This window comes from Rhodococcus sp. 66b (assembly GCF_002076325.1).
Classification (GTDB): Bacteria; Actinomycetota; Actinomycetes; order Mycobacteriales; family Mycobacteriaceae; genus Rhodococcus_F; species Rhodococcus_F erythropolis.
The window spans coordinates 201,872-226,801 of record NZ_MUZB01000003.1 but is presented as its reverse complement, the minus strand read 5'-3'; the positions used below and the strand labels follow the sequence as shown (position 1 = coordinate 226,801).

Below are 24,930 nucleotides of genomic sequence, written 5' to 3'. Positions count from 1 at the left end.
GTGATTATCTGTCATCTCGGAGATACCGCCGTGTCCGTCCCATCCCATATTCTGAAACGTGTTAGTTGAAAGCATATTTCAGGGATGGAAAAGGTGGCGACGTGAACGGGTCGAGCGCGCGTCAGTTGATGAGCCAGATGCTCGTCGAAAAACGAAACAGTCTTGCGCCCGAAAAGGTCGGCATGCGCTGCGAGGGTGCTCGCCGTATGCACGGACTCAGTCGGCGTGATGTCGCGCAGATTGCCGACATCAGTTTCAATCATTATCAGCGGCTGGAACAGGGTACGTCCGTTGGTGTTTCGGCTCCGGTCATCGTACGTATCTGCGACGCCTTGTTGATGGAAGACGACGAGAAGGCGCGCATGCTGGCGTTGCACCAGGCATGGGCGCGCCCTCGTCGACCGCTGGCTGGATCCCGAGTTGCCGGACCTCAGGCCGCCGGTGAAATCTCCGGTAGGCAGCGGGCCAGTTCGTCCGGCGTGTAGAAGAAACTCCCGGCGCTCACCGGAGCGCACGGGGCAGCAAATGCTGTCTCCCGCTCGTTGTAGAGCATTCGGACCAGCCGCTCACCGTCCGGTCCGGCGTAGACGTCCCACTGCACGTTGGCGGCCATCGGGCTGACATTCGCTCCGCGCCAGGGGTTGTTCGCGTAGGTGTAGAGATCACCCTCGGCCTGCGAGACGGTGCTTCCCGGCAGTTTCAGGAGCGCAGCGAAGGGGATGATCGTTTCTGCGTGTGCAAACCGGAAGTCCGCTCCCGGTATAGCGGCGTCGCCGGTGTGTTCCTGCAAGCCGCGCACGAACTCGTCGCGCAGGACGGTTGCCATCCGGTAGGTGACGTCTTCACCGGTGAAGCCAGGGCCCTTGGCGTAGAAGTCCTCGGCGTCGTTCGTGTACGCGAGCCACTGAGCGTCGTCGGAGTCGATGAACCGCTCGAAATTCCACTTGCCTTCTTCGGCCATGCCCGGAGTGATGATGTACGTGTTGTACAGCATGTACGCGGCGTCGACCTCGTTGTCGATCGTGCTGGAACCCTTGCCACGGTCGACGAGTGAGAACTCGCCCGCACTCAGCCGGTTCACGAAGTCCTCCGAGTAGAGCCTGAGCATCATGTGCCGCGAGACCTCGCGGGTGCGGGGAAGATCGGCGATCTGGTCGTCGACGGCTTTCAGTCGAGGATCCGACTCTTCGTAGTCCTTGTAGTCGGCGTTTTCATCCGAGTCGTGGAAGTAGAGAAGGTCGGCATCCGTGGTCACCGGCGCAACGTCACCGGCGACGGCCGGAAACGCACCGGTCAGGCCCTGAGCGAAGTTCTCGGCGCTGTCCACGGCACGGTCGACGCCCGACGAAGTCAAAGTGATGGTGCCCTGTTGCGCTGCGATGGCGTCGAACAATTGAGGGAGGCGCTCGGTGACGCGCGCTCCGAGCTGCCGATGTTCGGTGACCCCGAGTCCGCTGAGGTTGCCGTACCCCAGCTTCTTGTTGGCGTCCATGAGATCACGAAGCGCCGGGCCGAATTCCTTGCCGACGGGTGTCAATGCGTTCTCGGCTTCGGCGATTTCCCACAGCTGCAGGCTCAGGTCGTCGTACTTCAGGCTCGACAGTGCTCTGGAACCATGGCGCGCAACACTTTCCGTGTACACCGGGATGTATCCGGTCGGCGGCGCCTGATAGTCGGCGATGCGCTGGCCGGGAGTGTAGGGCGTCTTGGAGGTGAAACCGCCGTTGCTGACGGTCGGTGTCTCTGTCGAACCGGAACTCGAACCGGCGTCGAGCGAACCGAACGGTGACGCCGTGGCGATGGACTGGACGCTGCTGGTGACAAGCACGAGTCCGACAGCGCCGGCAGCGGCCAGCACGCCGAAGCGTGAGCTTCGCATGGTGAGTTGATCCTCTCCGTCGGTGCCGGGGTGACACGACGGAAGGAAAGTTAGAACAGCTAAGCGTCCGAATTGCACCTATTTGCCCATGTGCAGATGGACGCGGGGTTACAAGTTTCGGATCCGCCGAGCTCAGGAGGGTTTGGCGGCAATCCCGATCGACACGGAGAGCGACAACGCGATGAGGGTCATGGCCAGCCACTGGTAGCTCTTGGGCGTGGGCTGCTTCTTACGTCCGAACTTGCTCACTGATGTCTCCCGTTTGTCCGTGGGTACTCAGCACATATTACTGTTCCATTACCCCGATGGCGCGGTCGACGGGAAAAAGTGTGCGATCAGACAGGATCGGTCAAGTTGCAACAGTGACGCTACGGAGGAGCAGTGCGGTTGCGGCAACGATGATCACGTATGTCGTGACCCGATTCGAGGTGAGCAGAGAGATTCTGCGGGCGACCAATGTCCCGAGGGCGTGACCGCACAGCAACAGTGGGGACAGCGCGAGGGCTGTCAGCAGTTCGGCGCGAGTGATGCCCACCTGAAACTGCAATGCAGCCAGTGTGGCCGCGGCCATGAGGAGAAAGATCGTCGAGAGCGTCGACCGTAGTTCGGCAGCGTTCGGCGTCCGATATGTCAGTGAAAGTGGCGGGCCGGGCATGGCAGCCAGTGCGCCCATGAAGCCTGCCGCGATGCCGGCGCCGGCGAGTGCATGGCTGGTGCCGCCGAAGGACTTGCCCGTGAGGAGGGCTGCTCCCGCGGCCAATGCGACGACGGCAACCAACACGTGCACGACGGTTACCTCGACGCGGCCGAGGAACCACAGACCCGCAGCAATTCCGGGAATCATTGTGGCACTGGCGATCAGTACCGCTTTCAGGTCGCAGTGCCGGCGTTCCCGGATTGCGACCAAGCCCATGATGGGTAGCGTGAGAAGTAGAAGTGGTGCCGGAACCAGCTGTGGCGCAATCAGAATCAGGGCAGGGCCGGCGACCAGACCGAAGCCCGATCCCGTTGCCGACTGAATTGCAGACGAGCCGACGAGTACGCAGGCGACCAGGATAAGAATCACATTCCCATTCTCTGGGCAGTCTGGCACTGCCGGAAGATCCAGATCGTGCAAGCATTGAGGGGGCCAGTACCAGGAGGAACCGCAGTTGAGATCACACGAGAATTTGGATGATTTTCTAGCGGGCCGGTCGGCGTATCTCGATGCAGACACCACGATGCCGATGTACCGCCGCGTGCGCGCGATGATCGAAGATCTCCTTGCCCGAGGAGTATTCGACGGCGGACGGCCTATGCCGTCGACGCGGTACCTCTCCCAGGAACTCGGGGTCTCACGTAACACCGTTGCTGCCGCATACGACGAGTTGATTGCGCTCGGTGTGATCGAGAGCAGGCCTCGCAGTGGGCTTTACGCGGCAACGCCGCTGACACGCGCCGCGGCCGAGTCCGTCTCGTCGGCCGAACCCGTCGATTGGTCCACGTTGCTCCGACCCCGTGAGAGCGTCGAATTCACTCGTACTCTCGGGCATCCCGACGCTTTCGACTACCCGTACCCGTTCATCAGCTCCCAGCCCGAATTGCGTTCCTTCCCCGTGCGCGGTTGGTTGCGCGCCGCGAGTGAGGCAATGACCGGGCCGCATCTGCGATACAGCGTCCGTGACGCCGTCGATCAAGATGATCCGTTGCTCGTCGAGGCGCTCCGCAAGGAGATCCTGCCGTCGCGAGGAATCGAAGCGAGTTCCGACGAGATTTTGGTGACCAGCGGCACCCAGCAAGGGCTTTCGCTGATCGCCGATGTTCTGCTCGGGTCGGGCAAGATAATGGGTTTTGAGAACCCCGGATACCTCGATGCGATGCACATCTTCAAGCGCTCCGGTGTGGAATTGTCCCCGGTCCCGGTGGACGGTAGGGGGGCGGTGTTCGATCGATCGACGGTGTTCGATGCCATGTACCTCACACCGAGCCACCACCACCCCACCAACGTCACGCTGAGTCTGCCGCGCCGGAAGCTACTTCTCGAATTGCTCGAAGAGAGAAACGGTTTCGTGATCGAGGACGACTACGACAGTGAATTCCGCTTTCGCGGTCGGCCGACCCCCTCGCTGAAATCGATCGGAGACAACCGTCGAGTCATCTACCTCGGATCCTTCTCGAAATTTCTCTCGGCGGGTCTTCGGATCGGTTACATCGTCGCCGATGCTCCAGTCATTGCCGCACTTCGGGCCGAGCGTCATCATCGAACCAAACACCTGCCCGGTCACATCCAGCGCTCGCTCGCGCTTTTCATCACCTCGGGGGACTACCACAAGGTTCTGCGCTCGCACCGTCGTCGACTCAAGCAGAATTGGGAGATCATCACCGAGTCGATCAACACGTACATGCCACGTGTGGAAGCATCATCGTTTCCTCCGGGCGGTGTCAGTGTCTGGTACACCGGCCCGGAGGATCTCGACGCTGCAGAGTTGACCGAAAGGGCAGCGAAGCAGGGGATTCTTGTTGCTGACGGATCGCGATACTTCTTTCCCGGCACCGGCTCGCACAATTGCTTGCGGCTGGGCTTCGGTTCGATAGCCCAGCAGTCGATCGAGCCCGGCATCGCCCTGCTCGGGGGTATTGCTCATCGAATGCTCGACGAGACTCGCCGAATCAGTGGGTGAGGCCCCTGGCTCGGTGTGCTCTGGCAACCCGGCCGACCGCGAGAGCCATCGCGGCGCGTCTGAGTGTGGATCCGGTAGTCGCAGCCTGATCGAGTACCGACGACCACGCTGCGGTCATTCGATCATCCAGTCCACGCTCGACGTCGGAGAGCGTCCACCAGTAACCTTGTTGTGCCTGAACCCATTCGAAATACGAGACCACAACTCCTCCGGCATTTGCGAGGATATCCGGCACCACAAGCACTCCGGATCGTTCGAGGATCCTGTCCGCCTCGGCCGTGGTCGGTCCGTTTGCGCCCTCCACGATGATGCGAGCACACACCCGAGATGCATTGTCGGCATTGACAACGCCCTCGACTGCCGCCGGCACCAACAGGTCGACATCCAGTTCGAGTACCGCCGCCGGATCAATCGGGAGTCCTCCACCGAACGCCGCAACTGTGCCACGTTCTTCGGAATGTGCCCGCAGACGCGACAAGTCGAGACCGTCGGCGTTGTGCACTGCGCCGAATCTGTCACTGACGGAGATGATTCGAACCCCCGCCTCGGCAAGGTAGTCTGCGGCATCCGCGCCGACTTTGCCGTATCCCTGAACGACTGCCGTCGCCGAGGACGGTGCAATGCCTTCTTTCGCCAAAGCCAACAGCGAGATGTGAGCGACGCCGCGAGAAGTGGACGTCCGTCGGCCGAGCGAGCCGCCGAGATCAAGGGGCTTGCCTGTCACAACGCCCGGGACACCACGACCCCGAGTTGCGGAATATGCGTCCATCATCCAGGCCATGGTCTGCTCGTCGGTGCCGACGTCCGGAGCGGGAATATCGTTGTCCGGCCCTATGACGGGTGAGATTCCCTGGGTGTACGTCCGGGTGAGACGTTCGAGTTCGGCGGGGGACAGTGTCCGGGGATCGACGTCGACTCCGCCTTTCGCCCCGCCGTAGGGGATGTCGAGAAGCGCACACTTCCATGTCATCCACATCGCCAGAGCACGGACTTCGTCCAGATTTACCTCGGAGCTGTATCGGATCCCACCCTTGGCCGGCCCGCGGGCGATGCTGTGCTGCACCCGGTATCCGGTGAAGACCTCCACGTCGCCGTTGTCGCGGACAAGAGGAACGCTGACGGTCGTTTCACGCCTGGCAGCGCCGAGGATGCGGTGCAAACCTTCGGGGTAGCCCAGGACTGCCACTGCCTCCGCGAGTTGAACACGCGCGTCGTCGAGCGCATTCGCCTGAACTGTCGGCACTGTCACCGGGGGCCGTCGTAGTAGGAATCGGCTACGTCCAGCGCAGTGTCGAGCATGGCAAGCGCAGCGTCGACTTGTGCGGGGGTCACGGTGCACGGCGGGACCACGTGGATGCGGTGGTAGTTGTTGAAGACCAGCAGCCCCGCCTCCCGCGCCGCTGTCATGGTCCGACCGATCGCAGCGTTGGTGCCGCCGTACGGGGACAGTGGTTCGCGTGTCTCACGGTTCGTGACGAGATCGAGTGCCCAGAAGACTCCGAGACCTCGGACGTCTCCGACGCTCGGGTGTTTGTCAGTGAGAGCAGCGAGCCCCGGACCGAGTGACGTGCGGCCGATGAACTCGGCATTCTCGACTATGCGTTCCTCGTGCATCGTCGTGATGGTGGCCACGGCGGCGGCGCAGGCGAGCGGGTGGCCGGAGTACGTCATGCCGCCGGGGTACGGACGCTCGGCAAACGAGTTGTAGATCTTCTCACCGACGATGACTCCACCGAGGGGCACGTAGCCGGAGTTCACTCCCTTGGCGAAGGTGATGAGATCGGGGACGACATCGTAGTGGTCGATTGCCAGCCAGGCTCCCGTGCGACCGAAGCCGGACATGACTTCGTCACAAATCATGACGATGCCGTATCGGTCGCAGATGTCCCGGACACCCTTCAGGTATCCGGGCGGTGGCGGCATGATGCCGGACGTGCCGGGAACCGATTCGACGATGATTGCTGCAAACGCTGACGGACCTTCGAATCGGATCAGAGTTTCGAGGTGCTCCAGTGCGCGCTCGGACTCCTGTTGCTCCGTCTCGGAACGAAACTCGGACCGATAGAGAAACGGTCCGTGAAAGTGGACAGCTCCTGAGTTGCCGTAGTCGTTCGGCCAGCGACGGTGATCGCCGGAGAGATTGATAGTCTCCGCCGTCGCACCGTGGTAGGAGCGGTACGCCGAGAGAATCTTGTATCGACCGGTGTGGAGGCGCGCCATGCGGATTGCGTGCTCGTTGGAATCCGCACCGCCACTGGTGAAGAAGACTCGATCCATCCCCTCGGGGGAGATCTCGGCGATCAGTCGCGCCGCTTCGGACCGAGCCTCGTTCGCGTGAGCAGGTGCGATGGTGCACAATTTCGCTGCCTGTTCCTGGACGGCGGCGACAACCTTCGGGTGCTGATGTCCTACGTTGGTGTAGACGAGTTGCGAGGAGAAGTCGAGATATTCCTTGCCTTCGCCATCCCAGAGGTAGCAACCTTCACTACGTTCGACAACCATGGGTTGCAACGACTTCTGAGCCGACCACGAGTGGAAGACATGCGCTCGATCCAGTTCGTAGGTCCGTTGTGACGTGCTGAGTGCGGGAGCTGCCATGGCAGAAACCTCCTGATCGAGGGTTGAACTTCTTCAGTCCACTCAATGATGGAGAACAGTGGTGGCCCGTCGCCAGATCCAGATCGGACGCGATCTGGAGGGGCCAGTTACACAGAGGAACCATCGCGTTAACACGAGTCGAGTACGTTACGACTGGCCCGAGAAAATGACCCTGCAGGTGGCACTGGAGCAGGTGCCAGATTATGAGCAGACTGGTGAGCAGTTCATTCGATGCCGATGGGAATCTCCCAGGGCATGAACAACATTCACCAGCAGGATTCTGCAGCATCATTCTCGAAGGAGTTCCCCACTATGTCCGTCATGAAGACTCCAGTAGCTGTGGTCACCGGGGCCAGCAGTGGCATCGGCGCGGCGACGGTTCGGCACCTCGTCAAGGAGGGATTCGATGTGGTGATGGGTGCGCGCAGGATGGATCGGCTAGAGGAGTTGGCGGCCGAAACGGGCGCTCGCGCTCTACCTCTCGACGTGACCGACGTCGCCTCGGTTGATGCTTTCTGCAACCTGATCGAGCGCTGTGACGTGTTGGTCAACAATGCCGGTGGCGCGCTCGGCGCAGACAGTATCGCCGATACCGACGAGGCGGACTGGACCGCGATGTTCGATGTGAATGTCCTGGGTGTCCTGCGCGTCACGCAACGGTTGCTGCCACGGTTACGTGAGAGCGGGAACGCCACCGTCGTGAGTATCGGATCGATCGCCGGCCGCGAGCCGTATCTGGGAGGGGGAGGGTACAACGCTGCGAAACATGCTGTGACAGCACTCACTCGGGTGTTGCGACTCGAACTTCTCGGAGAGCCGATCCGTGTCTGTCAGATCGATCCGGGCATGGTGGAGACGGAGTTCAGCATGGTGCGCTTCGGCGGTGACAAGGAGCGTGCCGCCGCCGTGTACGCCGGCGCCGATCCACTGACCGCCGACGATATCGCGGATTGCGTTGCTTGGGTCGTCACTCGCCCGAGTCGGGTCAACGTCGACTCGATGCTTGTACTGGCCCGCGATCAGACCTCGGCTCAGCGAGTACACAGGAGGACCGCATGACCACCACCAGTTCCCCGCCGACCGCGGTGGCGCCGTCGTTGGAGACCGGGAGGCCTGATCGAACACCCCTGCGCAGAAAAAGACACCTGTCGTCGAAGCGATTGCGGTCCATCGGTGTTCGTGTAGTTGCGTTGCTCGTCTTTCTGGTTCTGTGGTGGGGAATCACTGCTGCCGGTGTGATCGACGAATTGTTCCTCCCGTCACCGAAGTCGGTATGGGACGCGTTCGTCAGAGCCAACACGTGGCACCAGATTGCGCCCGGTGTGGATCGTGAAGTCCTCGGTGAGCAGAACTACTTCCTGTGGGAGCATCTGATCGCGAGCGGCCAACGGATCGCTGCCGGAGTCGGTGCGGCCGTGATTGTCGGCCCCCTCATCGGTTTCGCCATGGGGATGTCTGCGCCGATACGCACCTTCGTCGAGCCGTACTTGAACTTTCTTCGTGCATTGCCCCCACTCGGCTACATCGGATTGCTCATCGTTTGGTTCGGTATCGGTGACACTTCGAAGATCTGGCTCCTGTTCCTGGCTGCATTCCCTCCGATAGCCATCGCCACGTTGAACGGAGTCACCTCGGTCAAGGTCGACCAGATCAATGCGGCAAAAGCATTGGGTGCAAGCCGAACCCAGGTTCTGACCAACGTGGTCTTTCCATCGACGCTGCCGGAAGTGATCAACGGCATCCGTATTGCAGTCGGATTCGCGTGGACCACTGTGGTGGCAGCCGAACTCAACAACGGTATTCCGGGCATCGGCGGACTGGCCTATCTGGCCGGAACTCAGCTCGATACGCCGTTGACCATCGCCTGCATCATCGTCATCGGTTGTGCTGCGCTCGTTCTCGACTCTGTGATCAAAGCGATCGGAACAGTCGTGGCGCCATGGAAAGGTAAGGCATGAAAATCAATTCGAGAAAGCTTGTCATCGCCGTCATCGCGTCCGGAACTCTGGGCATGAGCCTGACTGCGTGCGTGGAGACGGGGCGCGGTGAGATGAGTCGATCGACGGGTGCCACGACCAGTTGCCCCGTGACAGTGAACGAGTCGATCACGACTACCGCGCGGATCGGCTACCAGGACATCCCGAACGGCGATCTGATCGTCAAGGATCAAGGTTTGCTGGAAGCCTGCATGCCCAATGCCGATATCACTTGGAGCAAGTTCAGTTCGGGGCAAGACGTCGTCCAAGCCTTCGGTTCTGGCAGCCTCGATCTCGGAACACTCGGTTCGAGTCCCGCTACCATGGCCTTGTCGTCGCCGCTGAACATTCCGATGCAAGTGATATGGATTCAGGATGTGATCGGGAAAGCGGAGTCTCTGGTGGTCAGGGATCCGTCGATCACCACGCTGGAAGGGTTGCGCGGCAAAAAGATCGCAACACCTTTCGGCAGCACCTCTCATTACAGTCTGCTGGCCGCGCTCGGCGCCGCGAACATGTCGGCTGACGTCACTTTGATGAGCATGAAGCCGGATGCGATGCTCGGCGCCTGGCAGGGCGGCCAGATCGATGCGGCGTGGGTCTGGGACCCGACATTGTCGAAGTTGACAATAGACGGTCGCGTCATCCTGAGTAGTGGGGATGTGGCGAAACAGGGCGCACCCACCTTCGATCTTTCGGGAGCCACAACGGCTTTCACTACATCGAACCCCGAGTTCATGGAGATGTGGACGAAGTTGCAGGACTTTGCGGTCGGACGGATCAACGCCGATCCCACCGCAGCAGCCGTCTCGATGTCTGCACAGCTCGGCATCGCACCGGACGTGATCATTCCTCAGCTCGTGGGGTACACATATCTTTCGGCTGCAGAGCAGGCCGGCCCGGACTATCTCGGTGGGGCTTTTGCGCAGAGTTTGGCAGGAACAGCGGAGTTCCTTCTACAGCAGGGCAATATCGATGCGGTCAGCACGCCCGGCAAGTATGCAGACGGAATCTTCAACGATGCGGTCGCGAAGGTGGGACAGTCATGACAACGGAAGGTACGGACCTCAGTACTCGAGTAGTTCTCACAGAGGTGCGCAAGGAATACGTCACCTCCGACGAAACGGTCGTCGCCCTCTCGTCGACGAGTTTGACCTTCGAGCCCGAGGAATTCGTATGTGTCGTAGGTCCTTCCGGTTGCGGTAAGACTACGCTGCTCCAGATGCTGGCTGGGTTCCAGACGCCCACCGAGGGAACCATCATGGTGGGAAACACCCACATCAAAGGCCCGGACCCGGACCGTGGTGTGGTGTTTCAGCATTCGAATCTGTATCCATGGTTGTCGGTGCGGGGAAACGTCGAGTTCGGGCTCAAGATGAGGGGTGTTCCGCGCCGCGAACGCGCTGACGAAGCCGAACGTATGTTGGAGCTCGTCGGCCTGGAGCAGTACGGAAACCGAAAGCCGTACCAGCTGTCGGGTGGTCAGCAGCAGCGATGCCAGATTGCGCGCGTCCTGATCACCGACCCACGAATCATTCTGATGGACGAGCCTTTCGGCGCTCTCGACGCTATGACACGCGAGAGGCTGCAACTGGAACTGCTCGAGTTGTGGCGTGAGCGTCGCAAGACGGTTTTCTTTGTCACGCACAGTGTCGAGGAGGCGATTTTCCTCGGCACGCGGGTCATCGTGATGGGAGCGCGCCCTGGACGGGTGATCTACGACCGCAAGGTGTGGTTCAAGAAAGGCAGCCCTCGGTCGACCGACACCGAAATCCGCTCGACGCCGGAATTCGTCGCCATGCGAGACGAAGTAGCGGCCAAGATCTACGAAGCACAGGGATTGATCGGCGCCACGGTTGCGCTCCACTGAACGTGAGGATTTTGTAAATGAAAGATGTTCGGAAGAAACGATTTACCCGTACCGCCGGCTGCATCGTCGCCTTGGGTGCGATGGTCTCCATGGTGGCGTGCTCCAACGCGAACGCCGAGGGGTCTCTCTCGTTCGGAGAAGAGCCGCCTGCACCGCTGTCGCCGGGAACATTGGTCACGTCGCACGACTTGACGGAATCGGCCGCATTGCCAAGCGCAGCAAAGAACCAGCGCGTCACTTATATATCCCAAAGTGCCTCCGGCGAAGCCATTCTGGTATCGGGAGTGGTCGCCATCCCCAAGACGCCGGCTCCGGTTGGAGGCTGGCCGGTCGTCAGTTGGGCGCATGGAACCACCGGCGTAGCCGATGCGTGCGCACCTTCCGCTGATACGCCGAACGGACCGGTCCACGACTACCTCTCGGTGGTCGATCAGACCCTTGACCGGTGGGTCGAAAACGGTTACGTCGTGGTGCAGACGGACTACGAGGGCCTGGGCACACCCGGCGGTCATCCGTACATGAACGGAACCAGTGAAGCCAATGCCGTAACCGACATCGTTCGCGCTGCGCGTCAGATCGACGAGCACGTCGGCAAGGACTGGTTTGCCATGGGCCACAGCCAAGGCGGGCAAGCTGTGGTCTTCACCTCGGCTATCGGCAAGGACCGAGCACCTGAGCTGAACTTGAAGGGTGCGGTGTCGATCGCTCCAGGGAACGGAACCGCGCAGATTCCGGAACTGGTCGCGTCCGGTAATCAATCTATGGCAGGTGGAGTGCCATTCGTTCCGATCATTCTTCTCGGAGTCCAGGCAGTCGATCCGTCGGTCGTCCCCGAGCAACTTCTCTCGGATCAAGCGCAACCGCTGCTCGAGGCAGCGCGGACTGGTTGCCTGGCGGCGGTGAGAGCAGTGCCGCCGGTTCCCGTCGACCAGATCTTTCGTGAGGGCGCAGACCTGACAGCTCTAACGGCGAACTTGAACGAACAGGAATTGACGACTGTTGCGCCAAAGGTGCCGACGCTGTTCGCGCAGGGGACGGCTGACGTTCTGGTGTCGGTGGCCAGTACCACCGGCGCGGTAGAGGATTTCTGCGCCAAAGGGTCGGCTGTCGAATTCAAGACCTATGAGGGCGCCGACCACCGTGGCGCAATCGCGGCTTCCTACGAAGACGCGAAGGACTTCACGAGCAGGATCCTCGCGGGTGGTCGCGTGACGCCAGGTACTTGCTGAACGACATGTCGGAGGGCGGGCGAGCCTGGAGGCCCGCCCGCCTTCGTCGTCAAGAGGTCGTGCGCAGCTCCCGTCGCAAGATCTTGCCCGTGACGGTCTTGGGCAGTTCCTCCACCAGCACCACGGAGCGTGGGTACTTGTACGCCGCCATCCGCTGCTTGCAGTGATCGATCAAGTCTTCCGGCGTCACCGAGGCCCCCGCGACGAGGCTGACAAACGCCTTCACCGTCTCACCGCGGTATTCGTCGGCGATCCCGACGACTGCCGCCTCACGGACTGCGGGGTGCTCGGCAAGAACGTCCTCGACCTCGCGTGGCCACACCTTGTAGCCGGACGCAATGATCATGTCCTTCTTACGGTCGACGACGTAGAACCAGCCGGCTTCGTCCATGAAACCGACGTCGCCGGTGTGGAACCACCCGTCGCGAATGGCCGACGCACTCTCCTCCGGCTTGTTCCAGTAGCCGCGCACCACCTGTGGACCACGGACGACCAATTCGCCGATCTCTCCGATCGGCAGGACCGCACCGCCCTCGTCTTCGATGCGGACCACGGTGTTGGGTACTGGAACGCCAACGGACAGTGCCCCGGACGTGGGGTCGACGGGCGTGTCCGCCCCGACGGGAACGGCGTGAGTGGGCGACGTGGTCTCGGTCAGCCCGTAGATGTTGTGCAGCGCAGCACCGGTCATGGCGCGGACTGCCTCGGCGGCTGTCGGCGAGATGGGTGCGCCGCCGGAATACAGCAACCGCATGGAGGTGAAGTCTTCGGGCGCGCAACCCGGAGTGTTGAGCAGTGCGGTGAACGCAGTGATGGCGCCGACTGTGAATGTCGGGCGGTGCTCACGAATCGCGTCGAGCATCACCTCGGGCTGGAAGCGGTAGGCAAGCACCAGCGGCATTCTCGCCAAGACGGACACCGCGATGTGACCGATCAACCCCGTGATGTGGAAGAGCGGTGCGACGCCGAGAACCGTGTCTTTCGGGGTGAGCCCCAGCCAGTCACGGTAGACCTGGGCGTTGAAGGTCATGTTCGCGTGAGAGGTCATCGCTCCCTTGGGCGGACCTGTGGTCCCCGACGTATAGGTCAGTACCGCAATGTCTTCCGGTGCAGCGTCGGTAGTGATCGGATCGCCGAGACGATGCTGGTCGATCAGCGTCGCGAGATCGTCGGTACCGAGATCCTTCTTCACGATTCCGTCGAAAACCCGTGGATCGTTGCGGCTTTGGTACTCGAGTTCCGAGGTGGTGAAGACTCGCCTGACCGGCGAGTCGGAGACGACGTTGCGGCCGACGGACTCGTAGAGCCCCTCGAGAGCGATCAGAACCGCTGCTCCGGAATCTTCGAGTTGGTATCCCAGTTCTCGTTCACGGCTCATGGGATTGATCGAGACTGCGACGCCGCCGGCTTTCCAGATTCCGGCGAGGGCGAGCACGAATTGCGGAACGTTCTGCAGGAAGAGTGCGACACGGTCTCCCTTCGTCAGACCACCTGCTCGTAGTGCGCGGGCCAGGGCGTCACTCTGCTGATCCAGTTCGGCGAAACTGAGTTGACCGTCGAAGTACTTCACGGCCGTGGCGTCCGGATCAGAGCGGACCGCCGCTGCCAACAATTCGAGCATTGTGGGCTGTTCGACGTCGATGTCGGGGGGAACGTCGTTGCGGTACAACGCCAACCAAGGGCGATCTTCGTATGTCATTTGATGGCAACCGGATTCACGGGAGAGCCGCTGGCCTTGGCAACCTTGAGCGGTGCGGCGACGTACAAGAACGTGTACTGGCCGTCGGACGCGCAGTCCGCGGCCAGCTTCTCCAGATCGCAGATCTCGGTGAACACGACACCGAGATTGCGCATCAATGCGTTGTGGAGAACCAGTGCCACACCGTTTTCGGGGTCGGTGGTGACCTCGTTGGCAATGGTGTCGGTGACGAGGTTCGGAATCTCCATGTCCTGGAACCACTGGACGAGTTCGGGGCTGTAGATCAAGCCGGGCTCGCAGAATCCCTCGTAGAAGGCTTCGCCCTGGTCGAAGAACAGCTTGAGGAAGTTGGTGCGGATGACGAGAATGTCACGCTTCTCGATGGTGACGCCCTGCGCTTCGGCACAGGCCAAAAGATCATGGTGCGTAAAGGTTTCGGCCTTGTCGAGGTTTTCCTTGCCGCGGAACTTCGCCATGTCGAGAAGTACTGCGCGTCCGACGACGCCGCGGTCGGCAATCGGTTCGACGCTGGCCTTCTCCAGGCCGCCGACAGTGGTATCAGCCGAGTATCCGTTCCACAGGGCGCCGTCGTACCAGACATGGCCGAGTGCGTCGTACTGCGTCGAGCCCTGTAGGAACGCGTCGATCTTGTCGTCCGCGTAATGCAGGCCGCCGGGGAAGTTGGGGGCGTCGTCGCCGTCCCAGCTGCTCTCGTCGAAGATCTGTGTGCGCTCGGCGGGGCTCCGTCCCGGCCAGACCGGATCACCCTTGGGATCGCCGATAAGACGTTGGAGTGTGAACACGGAACCCTGCTTGATGGTTCCGACGCCGCGAAGCACCTGTCCGGCGTCGAGGTAGTTCAGTGAACCGACCTCGTCGGACTCTCCCCACTTGCCCCAGTTACTGGGTGCGTCGCGCAGGAGTTCTCCAAGATATGGCGCCTCGGTCATGGTGATTCGATCCTCTCGCTACCGACACCGAACGATCGCTCGGGCGGACCTGGGTCTTTGTGATCCACATCATGTTCAGGCCGATAACTAGTAGTCAACACGTTCATAGATTTCCGTGGTCATCGCATTGTTGGAAATCCTATGTTCGGCAATACTGAACACTGTGACCGAATTTGAGAATGCTGTCCTGATCGGGGCGTCGATCCGGCAAGCGCGGCGTCACAGCGGGCTCTCGCTGCGTGAATTGGCCAGGCGTCTCGATGTCAGCCCGGCTACCCTCAGCGCTGTCGAGACCGGAAAGACCAGAGTCAGCGTCGACCGGTTGGCGGCAATCGGCGGGATTCTCGGAGTGCGTTTCGACGCTCTGCTCCCGGCTGCGATAGTGCGTCCGCCGGAACAGCCGCGATGGGGAGGCGACGACGCCGACCCGGACGCACATTTTCGCCCGAACGAGTGGCGAAGGTTCGGTCCGAGTTCGTTCGATCCGGTGTTGGCTGCCGCGCTCGCGGAGATGGTGAAGACCGGATATCACGGCGCTGCGATGCGTGAGATCGCCAAACGTGCGCAGATGAGTGTTCCGGGTCTGTATCACCACTATTCCAGTAAGCAACAGATGTTGGCCGAAATTCTCGACCTCACCATGGCTGAACTCAACACGAGATCGTTGGCGGCTATCGAAGAGGGCGAAAGTCCCGACGAAAGATTGGCTTTCCTTGTCGAATGTGTGACCTTGTTCCATATCTATCGGCGTGATCAAGGATTTCTCGGCGCCAGTGAAATGCGCAGTCTCACAGCCGAGAACAGGTTGCGCATCACGGAATCACGCAACTACCAGCAATGGTTGATGACGAAGCAAGTGGACGACGGAATCGCCGCCGGTGTGTTCGAGACGGATCGGCCGCGACAGGCCGCGCGTGCGATTGTCGTGATGTGTGTCTCTGTCGCGCAATGGTATCGGCCGAGTGGGCCGCAAACGCCCGAGGAAATTGCACGTGACTACGTGCGTTTTGCGCTCGATCTGGTGCGCCTTCAGCGACCGTGACGGACGTCATCCGGTTCGGGTGATGCGCCTGCGGACAAACGGGTCCATGCTTGGAAGGTATCCGTACCGCGACTCGAGTAAGGAACGAAACCCAATGTCTTCCAATCTGTCTCACAAGGCCTACATGATCGGTGCCGGCATCGGAAACCTCTCGGCTGCCGTCTATCTGATTCGAGACGGTGAGTGGAACGGTGAGGACATCACCATCATGGGCCTGGACATGCACGGAGCGAACGACGGCGAATCCGCCGCTACGTTTCAGCACCAGTACGGCCATCGCGAACTCGGTAACGACGCGGGTTTCATCAACCGCGGCGGCCGCATGCTCAACGAGGAAACCTACGAGAACCTCTGGGACATATTGAGTGCGGTTCCGTCGCTGGACAACCCGGGAAAGTCGGTGACGGATGACATTCTCGACTTCGACCACGCGCACCCCACGCATGACGTCGCACGGTTGATCGACCGAGACGGTATTCGCAACAAGGGCGAGAACGATTACAAGCACATGCAATTCGACAACAAGGACCGGTACTTGTTGACGAAGCTGATGACGATGCCGGAGTCGGACGAGGCAAAACTCGACGACATCAGCATCGAGCAGTGGTTCGAGGACACTCCGCACTTCTTCACCACCAACTTCTGGTACATGTGGGAGACCACTTTCGCTTTCAAGCGGGTGAGTTCGGCGATGGAGCTTCGCCGGTACATGAACCGAATGATTCTCGAGTTCAGCCGCATTCAGACGCTTGCGGGTGTCACCAGGTCCCCGTACAACCAGTACGAGAGCATCATCTTGCCGATGCGGACCTTCCTCGAAGGTAAGGGCGTGAAGTTCGTCAACGAACTGAAGATCACGGAGTTCGTGTTCAAGGACACCCCGCTTCGAGACGAGATCATCGTGACGGGACTCGATTACGAGAACGTCCGCACCGGCGAGAAGGGCCGAATCGACGTGGCGGAAGGCGATTTCGTCTTCGACACCAACGGCAGCATCACCGACAGTTCGTCGATCGGCGATCTCGACACCCCGATCGTCGAAGACATGAGATACGCGCCGAGTGCGCTGCTGTGGAAGCAGGCCACCGAGCATTTCTACGATCTTGGGAATCCCGACAAGTTCTTCGGGGACCGGGCGCAGAGTGAGTGGACCAGCTTCACCGTCACCACTTCGTCACACGAGCTCATCAACGAGATTTCCCGAATCACCAAGCAGCTCCCCGGAAATGCACTCAACACGTTCGTGGACTCGAACGTGCTTCTGTCGATCGTGGTTCACCATCAGCCGCACTACCACGCGCAGAAGGAGAACGAAGGAGTCTTCTGGGGTTACTGTCTGTTCCCGCGCAAGGACGGCGACTACGTGAAGAAGCCGTTCATCGAGATGACCGGCCGGGAAATGCTGGAAGAGACTCTCGGGCATCTCGAGGCACTCGACGAGAGCGGTGCGCTCGCCGCGCGCCGACAAGAGATTATGGACAGCGTCGTGAATTCGATTCCCAGCCACATGCCTTACGCCAGTGCGCTGTTCAATCGGCGAGCCGTCGGCGACCGGCCGCTGGTGGTGCCGAAGCACTCCAAGAACCTGGCCTTCATCAGTCAGTTCGCGGAGTTGCCGTTCGACATGGTGTTCACCGAGCAGTACTCGGTGCGCTGCGCTCAGGTGGCCGTCTACAAGTTCCTGGGGATTCCGGAAGACAAGCTCACCAAGATGCATCACTACGAGAAGGATCCGAAGGTCCTCGCCAAGGCCGCAGTGACGATGTTCCGCTGAGGGGTGCTCAGCGACCGTGCCGCTTCTCGTAGTCCTCGCGAGTGCGATCGGCACGGCGCTGGGCCTTCTCGTCGAGCAATTCGGGATCGAGTCCGTGGCTCAGCAGTCGGTGACGGCGGTAGATGGTCCCGAGCGCCACGACGAAGTACGCGAGCGGGATGAGCAACAAGGCCATCATGGCCAAGGGAATCCAGATCGGTCCCGGAATCAACAGGAACAGCAGAAGAATCAGCGTCGCCGGCACGGTGAAACGAATGATGTAGCGGGCCTGTGCACCCGGTCCGACCAGATCGTTCCGCACCCAGTCCTGGTACCGGTCGGGGAGCGTCTTCCCCAGGAGGTATCCGCAGTACTGGGGGAAGTTCGGGCGAGTCTGTTCGGCCATGGCCTCCAGGATAGTGCCTGGTACTGCCGCTTACGCCGGTGCCTTGAACGTGCGTCGGTAGGCGCTCGGTGAAACGCCGAGCGCCTCGTTCATGTGTTGACGCATCGATGTCGCGGTCCCGAAGCCGGTTCGAGCTGCAATTGCATCGATCGACAGATCGGATTCCTCCAGCAATTCACGTGCCCGATCGACACGTCTGCTGGTCAACCAGCGGTTCGGTGTGGTTCCGACTTCGTCGCGGAATCGACGACTGAAGGTGCGGACGCTCATGTTGGCACGCGTCGCCAGGTCTGCCAGCGTGATCGGATCGCCGAGATGTTCGAGGGCCCAGTGCCGAGCGTCGGCAGTCGATTCCGAAGGCTTGTCGGCCAGTGGGCGGCGGATGTACTGCGCTTGGCCACCGTCGCGCCACGGCGGTACGACGCAACGCCTCGCGACGGTGTTCGCCACTTCCATGCCGTGGTCGCGCCTGACGATGTGCAGACAGAGATCGACGCCTGACGCCACGCCGGCCGAGGTCAGGATGTGGCCTTCGTCGACGAACAGCACGTCGGGATCCACGTTCACCTTGGGATAGACACGCTGGAAATGGTCGGTGTTGCGCCAATGTGTCGTGGCGCGGAGTCCGTCGAGCAAACCGGCCGCGGCGAGGATGTACGAACCGGTGCAGATCGAGACCAGCCGGGTCCCCGGGCGGATGTGTTCGAATGCTGCGGCCAATTCGGGGGAGAGATAACCCTCGTCGAAGGCCGGGCCCAATTCGTACGACGCCGGGATGACGACGGTGTCGGCGGTGGCGAGCAACTCGCTCCCATGGTCGACCGAAATGCTGAAGTCAGCGTCGGTCTGCACGGGATTGCCGTCGACGGTGCACGTCAGGATCTCGTACAGCGGCCGATCCTCGACGTCGATGGCACGCCCGAAGATACGCGCGGGGATCCCGAGTTCGAAGGGAATGACTCCGTTCAGAGCCAGTACGACGACGCGATGCGGACCAGACATGGCTCGATCCTTTCATATATTGGCAATCTGGCCACTGTTCTCGATCGAATCCGAACTGCAGAATTCTCTCTGTGACTTCTGAGACCGCTCTCCCCGAATCGGGCCCGCAGCAGGTGAGCCCGCCGCGCTTTCACCGCGCGTGGTCCGTCGCGATCGTGGCATTTCTGGCGTTGGTCGGAGCGGCGAGCTTCCGCGCCGCGCCGTCCGTCCTGATCGATCCGCTGCACGAGGATTTCGGTTGGTCCCGCGCCAGCATCTCGGCCGCCGTCTCGGTCAACCTGATCCTGTACGGGCTGACCTCGCCGTTCGCCGCTGCCCTGATGGAAAGGTTCGGTATCCGGGCGGTCGTCACTTCGGCGCTGGCGCTCATCTCGCTCGGCAGTGGTCTCACGATCTTCATGACCTCGAGTTGGCAACTCATTCTGCTGTGGGGTGTCTTCGTCGGTCTCGGCACCGGTTCGATGGCGCTGGCGTTTGTCGCCACCGTCGTCGATCGCTGGTTCGTCGAGAAGCGTGGTCTCGTGACCGGCATCCTGACGGCCGGTGGTGCCGCCGGTCAGCTGGTGTTCCTGCCCGTCCTGGCGAAGCTCGCGGAAACGTACGACTGGAAGAGCGTCGCCTTCACAGTTTCGTTTGCCGCACTGGCCGTCGTGCCGTTCGTTCTGCTGTTCCTGCGTAACTATCCGTCAGACGTGGGAACGACGCCGTACGGCGCGCCCGCCGATTACGCCCCACCCGCCAAGCCTGTCTACCAGCGCGGCGGCGCCGGAGGCCGGGCGATCTCGGTGCTGGTGATGGCGTCGAAGACCAAGGTGTTCTGGCTTCTCGCCGGTACCTTCGCGATCTGCGGCGCGAGCACCAACGGACTGATCGGAACGCACTTCGTCCCGGCGTCGCACGATCACGGAATGCCGATCACGACGGCCGCGTCCCTGTTGGCGTTGATCGGAATCCTCGACATGGTCGGCACCATTGCTTCGGGTTGGTTCACCGACCGGATGGACTCGCGAAAACTTCTCGGCATCTACTACCTCTTCCGCGGAATCTCGCTGCTCTTCCTGCCGCTGCTGCTCGCCAACACCGTGAATCCGCCGATGATCGCGTTTGTCATCTTCTACGGGCTCGATTGGGTGGCGACGGTTCCGCCGACGGTCGCGCTGTGCCGTCAACACTTCGGCGCCGACGCCCCCATCGTGTTCGGTTGGGTGCTGGCATCGCACCAGATCGGTGCAGGTCTGGTGGCCTTCTTGGCCGGCCTCGTTCGTGATCAGATCGGCTCGTACGACGCTGCCTTCTTGGTGGCCGGCGCGCTCTGCGCGATCGCTGCAGTCATGTCGTTGTTGATCGCAAAACGTCCGAAAGAGGCAGTATTGGTTGACTCTGTCTGATTCGGCACTGTGATCGGTACCACCGACGGGGTAAGTTGTGTGTAACTCCAAGAACTACTCACCAGTAGGGGTACTGAAATGCCTGCTCCGTCCGCTGCGACCTTCTCGCGGCTCGCCGATCTGATCGCCATCGACAATGTTGCCGATCGCCCGACGAAGTCCATCACCGAGGTGTTCACCGGCAAGGAGCTGGCGACCATCCCCGTCGGCACCGCCGACGACGCACTTGCGGCCATCGCCCGTGCGCGCGTCGCCCAGAAGGAATGGGCCAAGCGCTCCGTCCTCGACCGCGCTGCCGTCTTCCACCGCTACCGCGATCTCATCCTGGAGAACCGCGACGCCCTCATGGACATGGCTCAGGCCGAGACCGGAAAGTCGCGTACCGCAGCTCAGGAAGAAGTCCTCGACATCTCGATGACGTCGCGTCACTACGCACGTGTGGCGCCGAAGCTGCTGCGCCCGCGTCGCGTCTCCGGCATGCTTCCGGGTCTGACGAAGACCGTCGTCCGCTACCAGCCCAAGGGTGTCGTCGGCGTCATCTCGCCGTGGAACTACCCGATGACGCTGGCCGTGTCCGACGCCATCGCCGCGCTGCTCGCCGGTAACGCCGTTGTCCTCAAGCCGGACAGTCAGACGCCGTACTGCGCGCTCGCCTGCGTCGAACTGCTCTACAAGGCGGGACTGCCCCGCGACCTCTTCGCCGTGGTTCCCGGACCGGGCTCCGTCGTGGGCACCGCGCTGGTCGAGAACACCGACTACCTCATGTTCACCGGTTCCACCGCGACCGGTCAGCTCCTCGCCGAGCAGGCCGGCCGTCGACTGATCGGCTTCTCCGCCGAACTCGGTGGCAAGAACCCGATGATCGTCGCGGCCGGCGCAGACCTGCGCGAGGTCACCGACGCCGCTGTGCGTGCGTGCTTCTCCAACTCCGGTCAGCTGTGCATCTCCATCGAGCGCATCTACGTCGAAGAGTCCATCGCACCCGAGTTCATCCGTATGTTCGGTGACCGCGTCAAGAAGATGAACCTCGCCGCCGGTTACGAATTCGGAATCGAGATGGGCAGCCTCGTCTCCGAGGCCCAGGTCAAGGCAATCTCCGCGCATGTCGACGACGCAGTGGTCAAGGGCGCCACCGTCATTGCCGGCGGCAAGGCCCGCCCGGACATCGGACCGCTGTTCTACGAGCCCACCCTGCTCACCGGGGTTCCCGAAGACGCAGAGTGCTACCGCGACGAGACCTTCGGGCCGCTCGTCTCGATCTACCCCGTCAAGGACGTCGAAGAGGCCATCGCTGCGGCCAACGACACCGAGTACGGCCTCAACGCCAGTGTGTGGGCGGGAAGCAAGGCTGCCGGCGAAGCCATCGCAGCGCGCATCCACGCCGGCACCGTCAACGTCGACGAGGGTTACGCACCCACCTGGGGCAGCACCGCAGCACCGATGGGCGGCATGGGTGTCTCGGGCGTCGGTCGTCGTCACGGCGCCGAGGGGCTGATCAAGTACACCGAGCCGCAGACCGTTGCCACCACCCGCGTCATGAATCTCGGTGGACCGCGCGGACTTCCGGCCAAGGTGTGGGCAAAGCTCATGCCTCACGCCATCAAGATCATGTCCTGGGTTCCGGGCCGGTAACGGGTGGAAACCGCCAGCGCGTACATCGAGGCAACTCCGGTATCGGTGTGGAAGGTTGTCAGCGACATCGAAGGTATGGGTCGCTTCAGCCCTGAAAACACCGGTGGAACATGGACTTCCGGAACCCCGGGCACCGTGGGCGCAAAGTTCAAGGGCACCAACAAGCACGGCCTGATTCGGTGGAGCACGCACTGCACGGTGGTCGACGTGGTCGACTGCCGGAAGTTCTCCTTCGAATCGGACGAGCCGAAGGCTCGGTGGGCATACGTGCTCGAACCTTCGGGAACGGGCACCGTGCTTACCGAGACTCGTGAGATCTATGCGACGCCTGCGCTTTACGTCCGCATGATGTCGGGTAGCGGCCTACTCGGTCGGGGTCGAGATCAGCTGATGCAGACCGGAATGGAAACCACTCTGGCGCGCATCAAGGCGTTTCTGGAGAGCTAGAAACATACACAAGTGGGGCTGCACTCGATTCGAGTGCAGCCCCACTTGTGTTGCTGCGGATCAGTTTGCAGTGGTGACAAGCGCGGCGTCGACGAGCGCGGTGTAGACACGCTCCGGCTCTTCGGCGATGCGATTGAGTACGTACAGCCACCACTGTGTTCCGAAGATGACGTATTCGCGTGTGGTGTAGCCCGCGGCTCGGAGTGCGTCCAGTTGCTCGGTACCGAGACCGAGCAGCATCTCGAACTCCACGTGGTCGGCTCTGAGCTTCGAATCATGCTCGGCGCGTAATGCTTCGAGGATGTCGCGGTCATGCGTCGCGATGGAAACCTGGTGACCCGATTCGACGATTCGGGCTGCGTAGTCGAGATACGCGCTTCGCAGTTCGGCACTACCGCGTGGGTAGGCGACGGATTCGGCTTCGAGGAAGGCGCCCTTCACGAGACGGATGCGGCCGGGTCGGTCCAGCAGAGCGGCGAGATCCTTTGCGGTCCGGTGCAGTCGGGCCTGAACGGTGATCCCCACGTGAGTGAAGCGCTCGGCCAGCCGCGCGTGCATGTCGAGGACCAGGTCGGTGCGATCGGACGCTTCGGCGGAGATGATCAGCTCGGCACCTGCGCGTTCCGTGGTCTCGGCCAGGCGCACGACATTGCGAAAGCACTGCTCCGGATCGATCACCAAGCCGATGTGCGAGAGGTCGAACGACACGGTGCTCTCGACACCCGACGTGCCGATTCGTTCCGCGAGTTCCACGAAAACATCGGTTTCGGCGTTCGCGAGCTCGGGATCCCGGACGCTTTCCCCGGTGTATTCGATGCTCGCCTTGTGTCCTCGCGCGAAGATCGAGGGGAGGCGGTCGAAAGCGTCGTCGATGGTTTCGCCGCCGATGTAGCGAGCGGCGACTTTCCGTGCGAGTGCTGCAGTCGCAGCGTCCGCCATGGTGCGTTCTTTCAGGGATTCGTCGAGTGCGAGGCGGCGTAGGACGTCTGCGGCCTGGGCTTGTAGATCCGTGTTCACGGCTTCAGCGTATCCGGACGAGGGTGCGGGAATTATTCTCCGGACCCTTGCGTTCGATCTATTGTCGATATATCGTCGATACGTCAAACAAACACAGACAGTCCAGGAGGACAACATGTACGCCCCACACAACAACCCAGAAATGCAAGAACGTCGCGAGCATGGCCGCCGAGGCCCGCATCGCGGACACGGTTTCCGTCGAGGATTCGATGCAGAGCGCCCCGAGGGTCGCTTCGAAGACCGAGCAGAAGGACGCCCCGAAGGCCGACGCGGTCGGCCCGACCAGAGCGGATTTGGTCGTCCCGACCAGCGCGGACACGGCCGCCCTCACTTCGGTGAAGCCGGCGCAGCGCTCCGTCCCGCGATGGGTCTACTCCGAGGTGCCGCTGTCGCGGTAGCCGCAGGTGGGACCGCTGAGCAGGTCGCCAAGGCAGAGGCAATTCTTGCCGAGGCACGCCGTGCACTGTTCGAGATGCTGGCGGAAAAGCCGGCTGACGTGCAGCAGGCTCACGCAGAATCTACCGACACACTGCCGGCAGAGTGATTACGGCGCTCAGGCGCCGACGGTGACTTCCTCGCTGTTCATGCCGGAAACGTGGCCGTCGGCGCCCTCTCGCCAGTACCCGACAACATTGTGCTTGTCGCGAGCAATTCCTCGAACTTCCCTCAGATGCTTACGAATACGACGGCTGGTTGCGCTTTCGCACGCCACCCACGCGTAGACGTCGGCCGATTCGGATTCGGGAAACTCGATCTTCTCCACAGCCTCGAACAGCGCGCTCGGCGCCTTTCCGAGACCACTCCCCACGAGCCACGTGTACGTGACGTCGCCGCGAGTGACAAATTCCTGTCGATCCTCTTCGGTTTCGACCTCGATGATCGCCTGTGCGACATCGCCCTCCCGAAGTTCTTCGACAATCCTGCCCAGTCCGGGGAGACCCGTGGCGTCTGCGACCAGCAGCTGCCAGCGAGGACCCGCCGGTGCTTGGTAGTGGGACCGCGAACTGTCCGACCAGAAGACGCCTAGTAGGTGACCTGGTTCGGCCCGCAGGGCCCAATCCGCTGCAATGCCGCCAGGGTGCACGACGAAGTCGATGTCCAGACGTCGGCCGCCGTCGTGCACCTTGCGCACGGTGTAGTGCCGCCACGGTGGCTCGGTTCCGAGATCGGCCTTGCCGTAGTCGGGATTGTTGAAGTAGTCGTAATCTGCTTCTGTTTCACCGGGTTTCGGGAACGCGATATCGATGCGCTCGTCGCCTTGTCCGCCGGTCGGCCAGTGCCAGTCGCCTTCTGCCTCGATGCTGATTCGCCGCATGTGCGGGGTCAGGGACGTGACGGTGACAACGCGGGCGGGTTCGCAGAAAGACATGCCTCGACCCTAT

General features: G+C 61.7%; 24 protein-coding genes. 14 read left to right on the top strand and 10 right to left on the bottom strand.

The features are described from left to right. Nucleotides 1-101 precede the first annotated feature (101 nt). A complete protein-coding gene (locus tag B0E55_RS06810; protein ID WP_070796722.1) occupies nt 102-485 on the top strand; it encodes a helix-turn-helix domain-containing protein in 384 nt (127 codons plus the stop codon). On the opposite strand, the gene B0E55_RS06805 is transcribed toward B0E55_RS06810, so the two are convergent. Together B0E55_RS06805 and B0E55_RS06800 are read right to left on the bottom strand one after the other, a co-directional pair. Beyond that, nucleotides 431-1,879, bottom strand: coding sequence for a histidine-type phosphatase (locus tag B0E55_RS06805; protein ID WP_080909337.1), 1,449 nt, complete (start codon nt 1,877-1,879; stop codon nt 431-433). The genes B0E55_RS06810 and B0E55_RS06805 overlap by 55 nt on opposite strands. Before the next feature lie 349 nt (nt 1,880-2,228). After that, a complete protein-coding gene (locus B0E55_RS06800; RefSeq protein WP_047889332.1) occupies nt 2,229-2,945 on the bottom strand; it encodes a TSUP family transporter in 717 nt (238 codons plus the stop codon). A gap of 103 nt (nt 2,946-3,048) precedes the next feature. Here B0E55_RS06800 and pdxR point away from each other — a divergent pair, with 103 nt between their 5' ends. Further along, a complete protein-coding gene (pdxR, locus tag B0E55_RS06795; RefSeq protein WP_157902070.1) occupies nt 3,049-4,539 on the top strand; it encodes a MocR-like pyridoxine biosynthesis transcription factor PdxR in 1,491 nt (496 codons plus the stop codon). Here pdxR and B0E55_RS06790 read toward each other — a convergent pair. Together B0E55_RS06790 and B0E55_RS06785 are read right to left on the bottom strand one after the other, a co-directional pair. Further along, nucleotides 4,529-5,788: a Glu/Leu/Phe/Val family dehydrogenase gene (locus B0E55_RS06790; protein ID WP_047889334.1), complete on the bottom strand. Its 1,260-nt coding sequence runs from the start codon at nt 5,786-5,788 to the stop codon at nt 4,529-4,531. The genes pdxR and B0E55_RS06790 overlap by 11 nt on opposite strands. Then, nucleotides 5,785-7,137 carry an aspartate aminotransferase family protein gene (locus tag B0E55_RS06785; protein WP_047889335.1) on the bottom strand — a complete coding sequence of 451 codons (1,353 nt, stop codon included), beginning with the start codon at nt 7,135-7,137 and terminating at the stop codon, nt 5,785-5,787. The genes B0E55_RS06790 and B0E55_RS06785 overlap by 4 nt, the downstream gene beginning before the upstream one ends. A gap of 321 nt (nt 7,138-7,458) precedes the next feature. Between B0E55_RS06785 and B0E55_RS06780 the strand changes: the two genes are divergently transcribed. From B0E55_RS06780 to B0E55_RS06760, 5 genes are read left to right on the top strand one after another with little or no spacing between them, the layout of a single operon-like run. After that, the gene (locus tag B0E55_RS06780) at nt 7,459-8,196 is read left to right on the top strand and encodes an SDR family NAD(P)-dependent oxidoreductase (protein ID WP_080909426.1); all 738 of its coding nucleotides are present in this window, start codon (nt 7,459-7,461) and stop codon (nt 8,194-8,196) included. Further along, a complete protein-coding gene (locus B0E55_RS06775; protein ID WP_080909336.1) occupies nt 8,193-9,095 on the top strand; it encodes an ABC transporter permease in 903 nt (300 codons plus the stop codon). The genes B0E55_RS06780 and B0E55_RS06775 overlap by 4 nt, the downstream gene beginning before the upstream one ends. Then, the gene (locus tag B0E55_RS06770) at nt 9,092-10,162 is read left to right on the top strand and encodes a taurine ABC transporter substrate-binding protein (RefSeq protein ID WP_080909335.1); all 1,071 of its coding nucleotides are present in this window, start codon (nt 9,092-9,094) and stop codon (nt 10,160-10,162) included. Before B0E55_RS06775 ends, B0E55_RS06770 begins: the two co-directional genes overlap by 4 nt. Further along, nucleotides 10,159-10,983: an ABC transporter ATP-binding protein gene (locus B0E55_RS06765; protein WP_047889337.1), complete on the top strand. Its 825-nt coding sequence runs from the start codon at nt 10,159-10,161 to the stop codon at nt 10,981-10,983. Before B0E55_RS06770 ends, B0E55_RS06765 begins: the two co-directional genes overlap by 4 nt. A gap of 17 nt (nt 10,984-11,000) precedes the next feature. Then, on the top strand, nt 11,001-12,212 hold the full coding sequence (locus tag B0E55_RS06760) for a lipase family protein (RefSeq protein ID WP_080909334.1): 1,212 nt from the start codon (nt 11,001-11,003) through the stop codon (nt 12,210-12,212). Between the two features lie 49 nt (nt 12,213-12,261). On the opposite strand, the gene B0E55_RS06755 is transcribed toward B0E55_RS06760, so the two are convergent. Both B0E55_RS06755 and B0E55_RS06750 read right to left on the bottom strand, forming a co-directional pair. Continuing rightward, nucleotides 12,262-13,911: a class I adenylate-forming enzyme family protein gene (locus tag B0E55_RS06755; protein ID WP_080909333.1), complete on the bottom strand. Its 1,650-nt coding sequence runs from the start codon at nt 13,909-13,911 to the stop codon at nt 12,262-12,264. Next, on the bottom strand, nt 13,908-14,861 hold the full coding sequence (locus B0E55_RS06750; RefSeq protein ID WP_003943547.1) for a cyclase family protein: 954 nt from the start codon (nt 14,859-14,861) through the stop codon (nt 13,908-13,910). The genes B0E55_RS06755 and B0E55_RS06750 overlap by 4 nt, the downstream gene beginning before the upstream one ends. A gap of 115 nt (nt 14,862-14,976) precedes the next feature. Here B0E55_RS06750 and B0E55_RS06745 point away from each other — a divergent pair, with 115 nt between their 5' ends. Both B0E55_RS06745 and B0E55_RS06740 read left to right on the top strand, forming a co-directional pair. Beyond that, the gene (locus B0E55_RS06745; protein ID WP_029254130.1) at nt 14,977-15,903 is read left to right on the top strand and encodes a TetR family transcriptional regulator; all 927 of its coding nucleotides are present in this window, start codon (nt 14,977-14,979) and stop codon (nt 15,901-15,903) included. 22 nt (nt 15,904-15,925) lie between these two features. Next, nucleotides 15,926-17,677, top strand: coding sequence for an oleate hydratase (locus B0E55_RS06740; protein ID WP_338013644.1), 1,752 nt, complete (start codon nt 15,926-15,928; stop codon nt 17,675-17,677). 7 nt (nt 17,678-17,684) lie between these two features. On the opposite strand, the gene B0E55_RS06735 is transcribed toward B0E55_RS06740, so the two are convergent. Then, nucleotides 17,685-18,062: a DUF5313 family protein gene (locus B0E55_RS06735; RefSeq protein ID WP_003943558.1), complete on the bottom strand. Its 378-nt coding sequence runs from the start codon at nt 18,060-18,062 to the stop codon at nt 17,685-17,687. A gap of 30 nt (nt 18,063-18,092) precedes the next feature. Continuing rightward, nucleotides 18,093-19,064 (bottom strand): GlxA family transcriptional regulator, encoded by a 972-nt coding sequence (locus B0E55_RS06730; RefSeq protein ID WP_020968039.1) that lies wholly within the window; start codon nt 19,062-19,064, stop codon nt 18,093-18,095. A 71-nt stretch (nt 19,065-19,135) separates the two neighbouring features. On the opposite strand from B0E55_RS06730, the gene B0E55_RS06725 reads away from it, so the two are divergent. From B0E55_RS06725 to B0E55_RS06715, 3 genes are all read left to right on the top strand, one after another. Continuing rightward, a complete protein-coding gene (locus B0E55_RS06725) occupies nt 19,136-20,452 on the top strand; it encodes an MFS transporter (RefSeq protein ID WP_021332663.1) in 1,317 nt (438 codons plus the stop codon). A 78-nt stretch (nt 20,453-20,530) separates the two neighbouring features. Continuing rightward, nucleotides 20,531-22,084 carry a succinic semialdehyde dehydrogenase gene (locus B0E55_RS06720; RefSeq protein WP_003943578.1) on the top strand — a complete coding sequence of 518 codons (1,554 nt, stop codon included), beginning with the start codon at nt 20,531-20,533 and terminating at the stop codon, nt 22,082-22,084. A gap of 3 nt (nt 22,085-22,087) precedes the next feature. Continuing rightward, nucleotides 22,088-22,531, top strand: a complete 444-nt coding sequence (locus tag B0E55_RS06715) for an SRPBCC family protein (RefSeq protein WP_080909332.1) — start codon at nt 22,088-22,090, stop codon at nt 22,529-22,531. A 60-nt stretch (nt 22,532-22,591) separates the two neighbouring features. Here the strand turns inward: B0E55_RS06715 and B0E55_RS06710 are convergent, their stop codons facing one another. After that, complete coding sequence (locus tag B0E55_RS06710; protein WP_080909331.1) at nt 22,592-23,548, bottom strand: proline dehydrogenase family protein; 957 nt, start codon at nt 23,546-23,548, stop codon at nt 22,592-22,594. Nucleotides 23,549-23,709: 161 nt separating this feature from the next. Here B0E55_RS06710 and B0E55_RS06705 point away from each other — a divergent pair, with 161 nt between their 5' ends. Together B0E55_RS06705 and B0E55_RS06700 are read left to right on the top strand one after the other, a co-directional pair. After that, nucleotides 23,710-23,946, top strand: coding sequence for a hypothetical protein (locus tag B0E55_RS06705; protein WP_080909330.1), 237 nt, complete (start codon nt 23,710-23,712; stop codon nt 23,944-23,946). After that, entirely contained in the window at nt 23,913-24,092 is a 180-nt protein-coding gene (locus B0E55_RS06700) for a hypothetical protein (RefSeq protein WP_019746296.1), read from the top strand. Before B0E55_RS06705 ends, B0E55_RS06700 begins: the two co-directional genes overlap by 34 nt. 9 nt (nt 24,093-24,101) lie before the next feature. Here the strand turns inward: B0E55_RS06700 and B0E55_RS06695 are convergent, their stop codons facing one another. Beyond that, nucleotides 24,102-24,917 carry a siderophore-interacting protein gene (locus tag B0E55_RS06695; protein ID WP_070796729.1) on the bottom strand — a complete coding sequence of 272 codons (816 nt, stop codon included), beginning with the start codon at nt 24,915-24,917 and terminating at the stop codon, nt 24,102-24,104. Between the last annotated feature and the right edge of the window lie 13 nt (nt 24,918-24,930).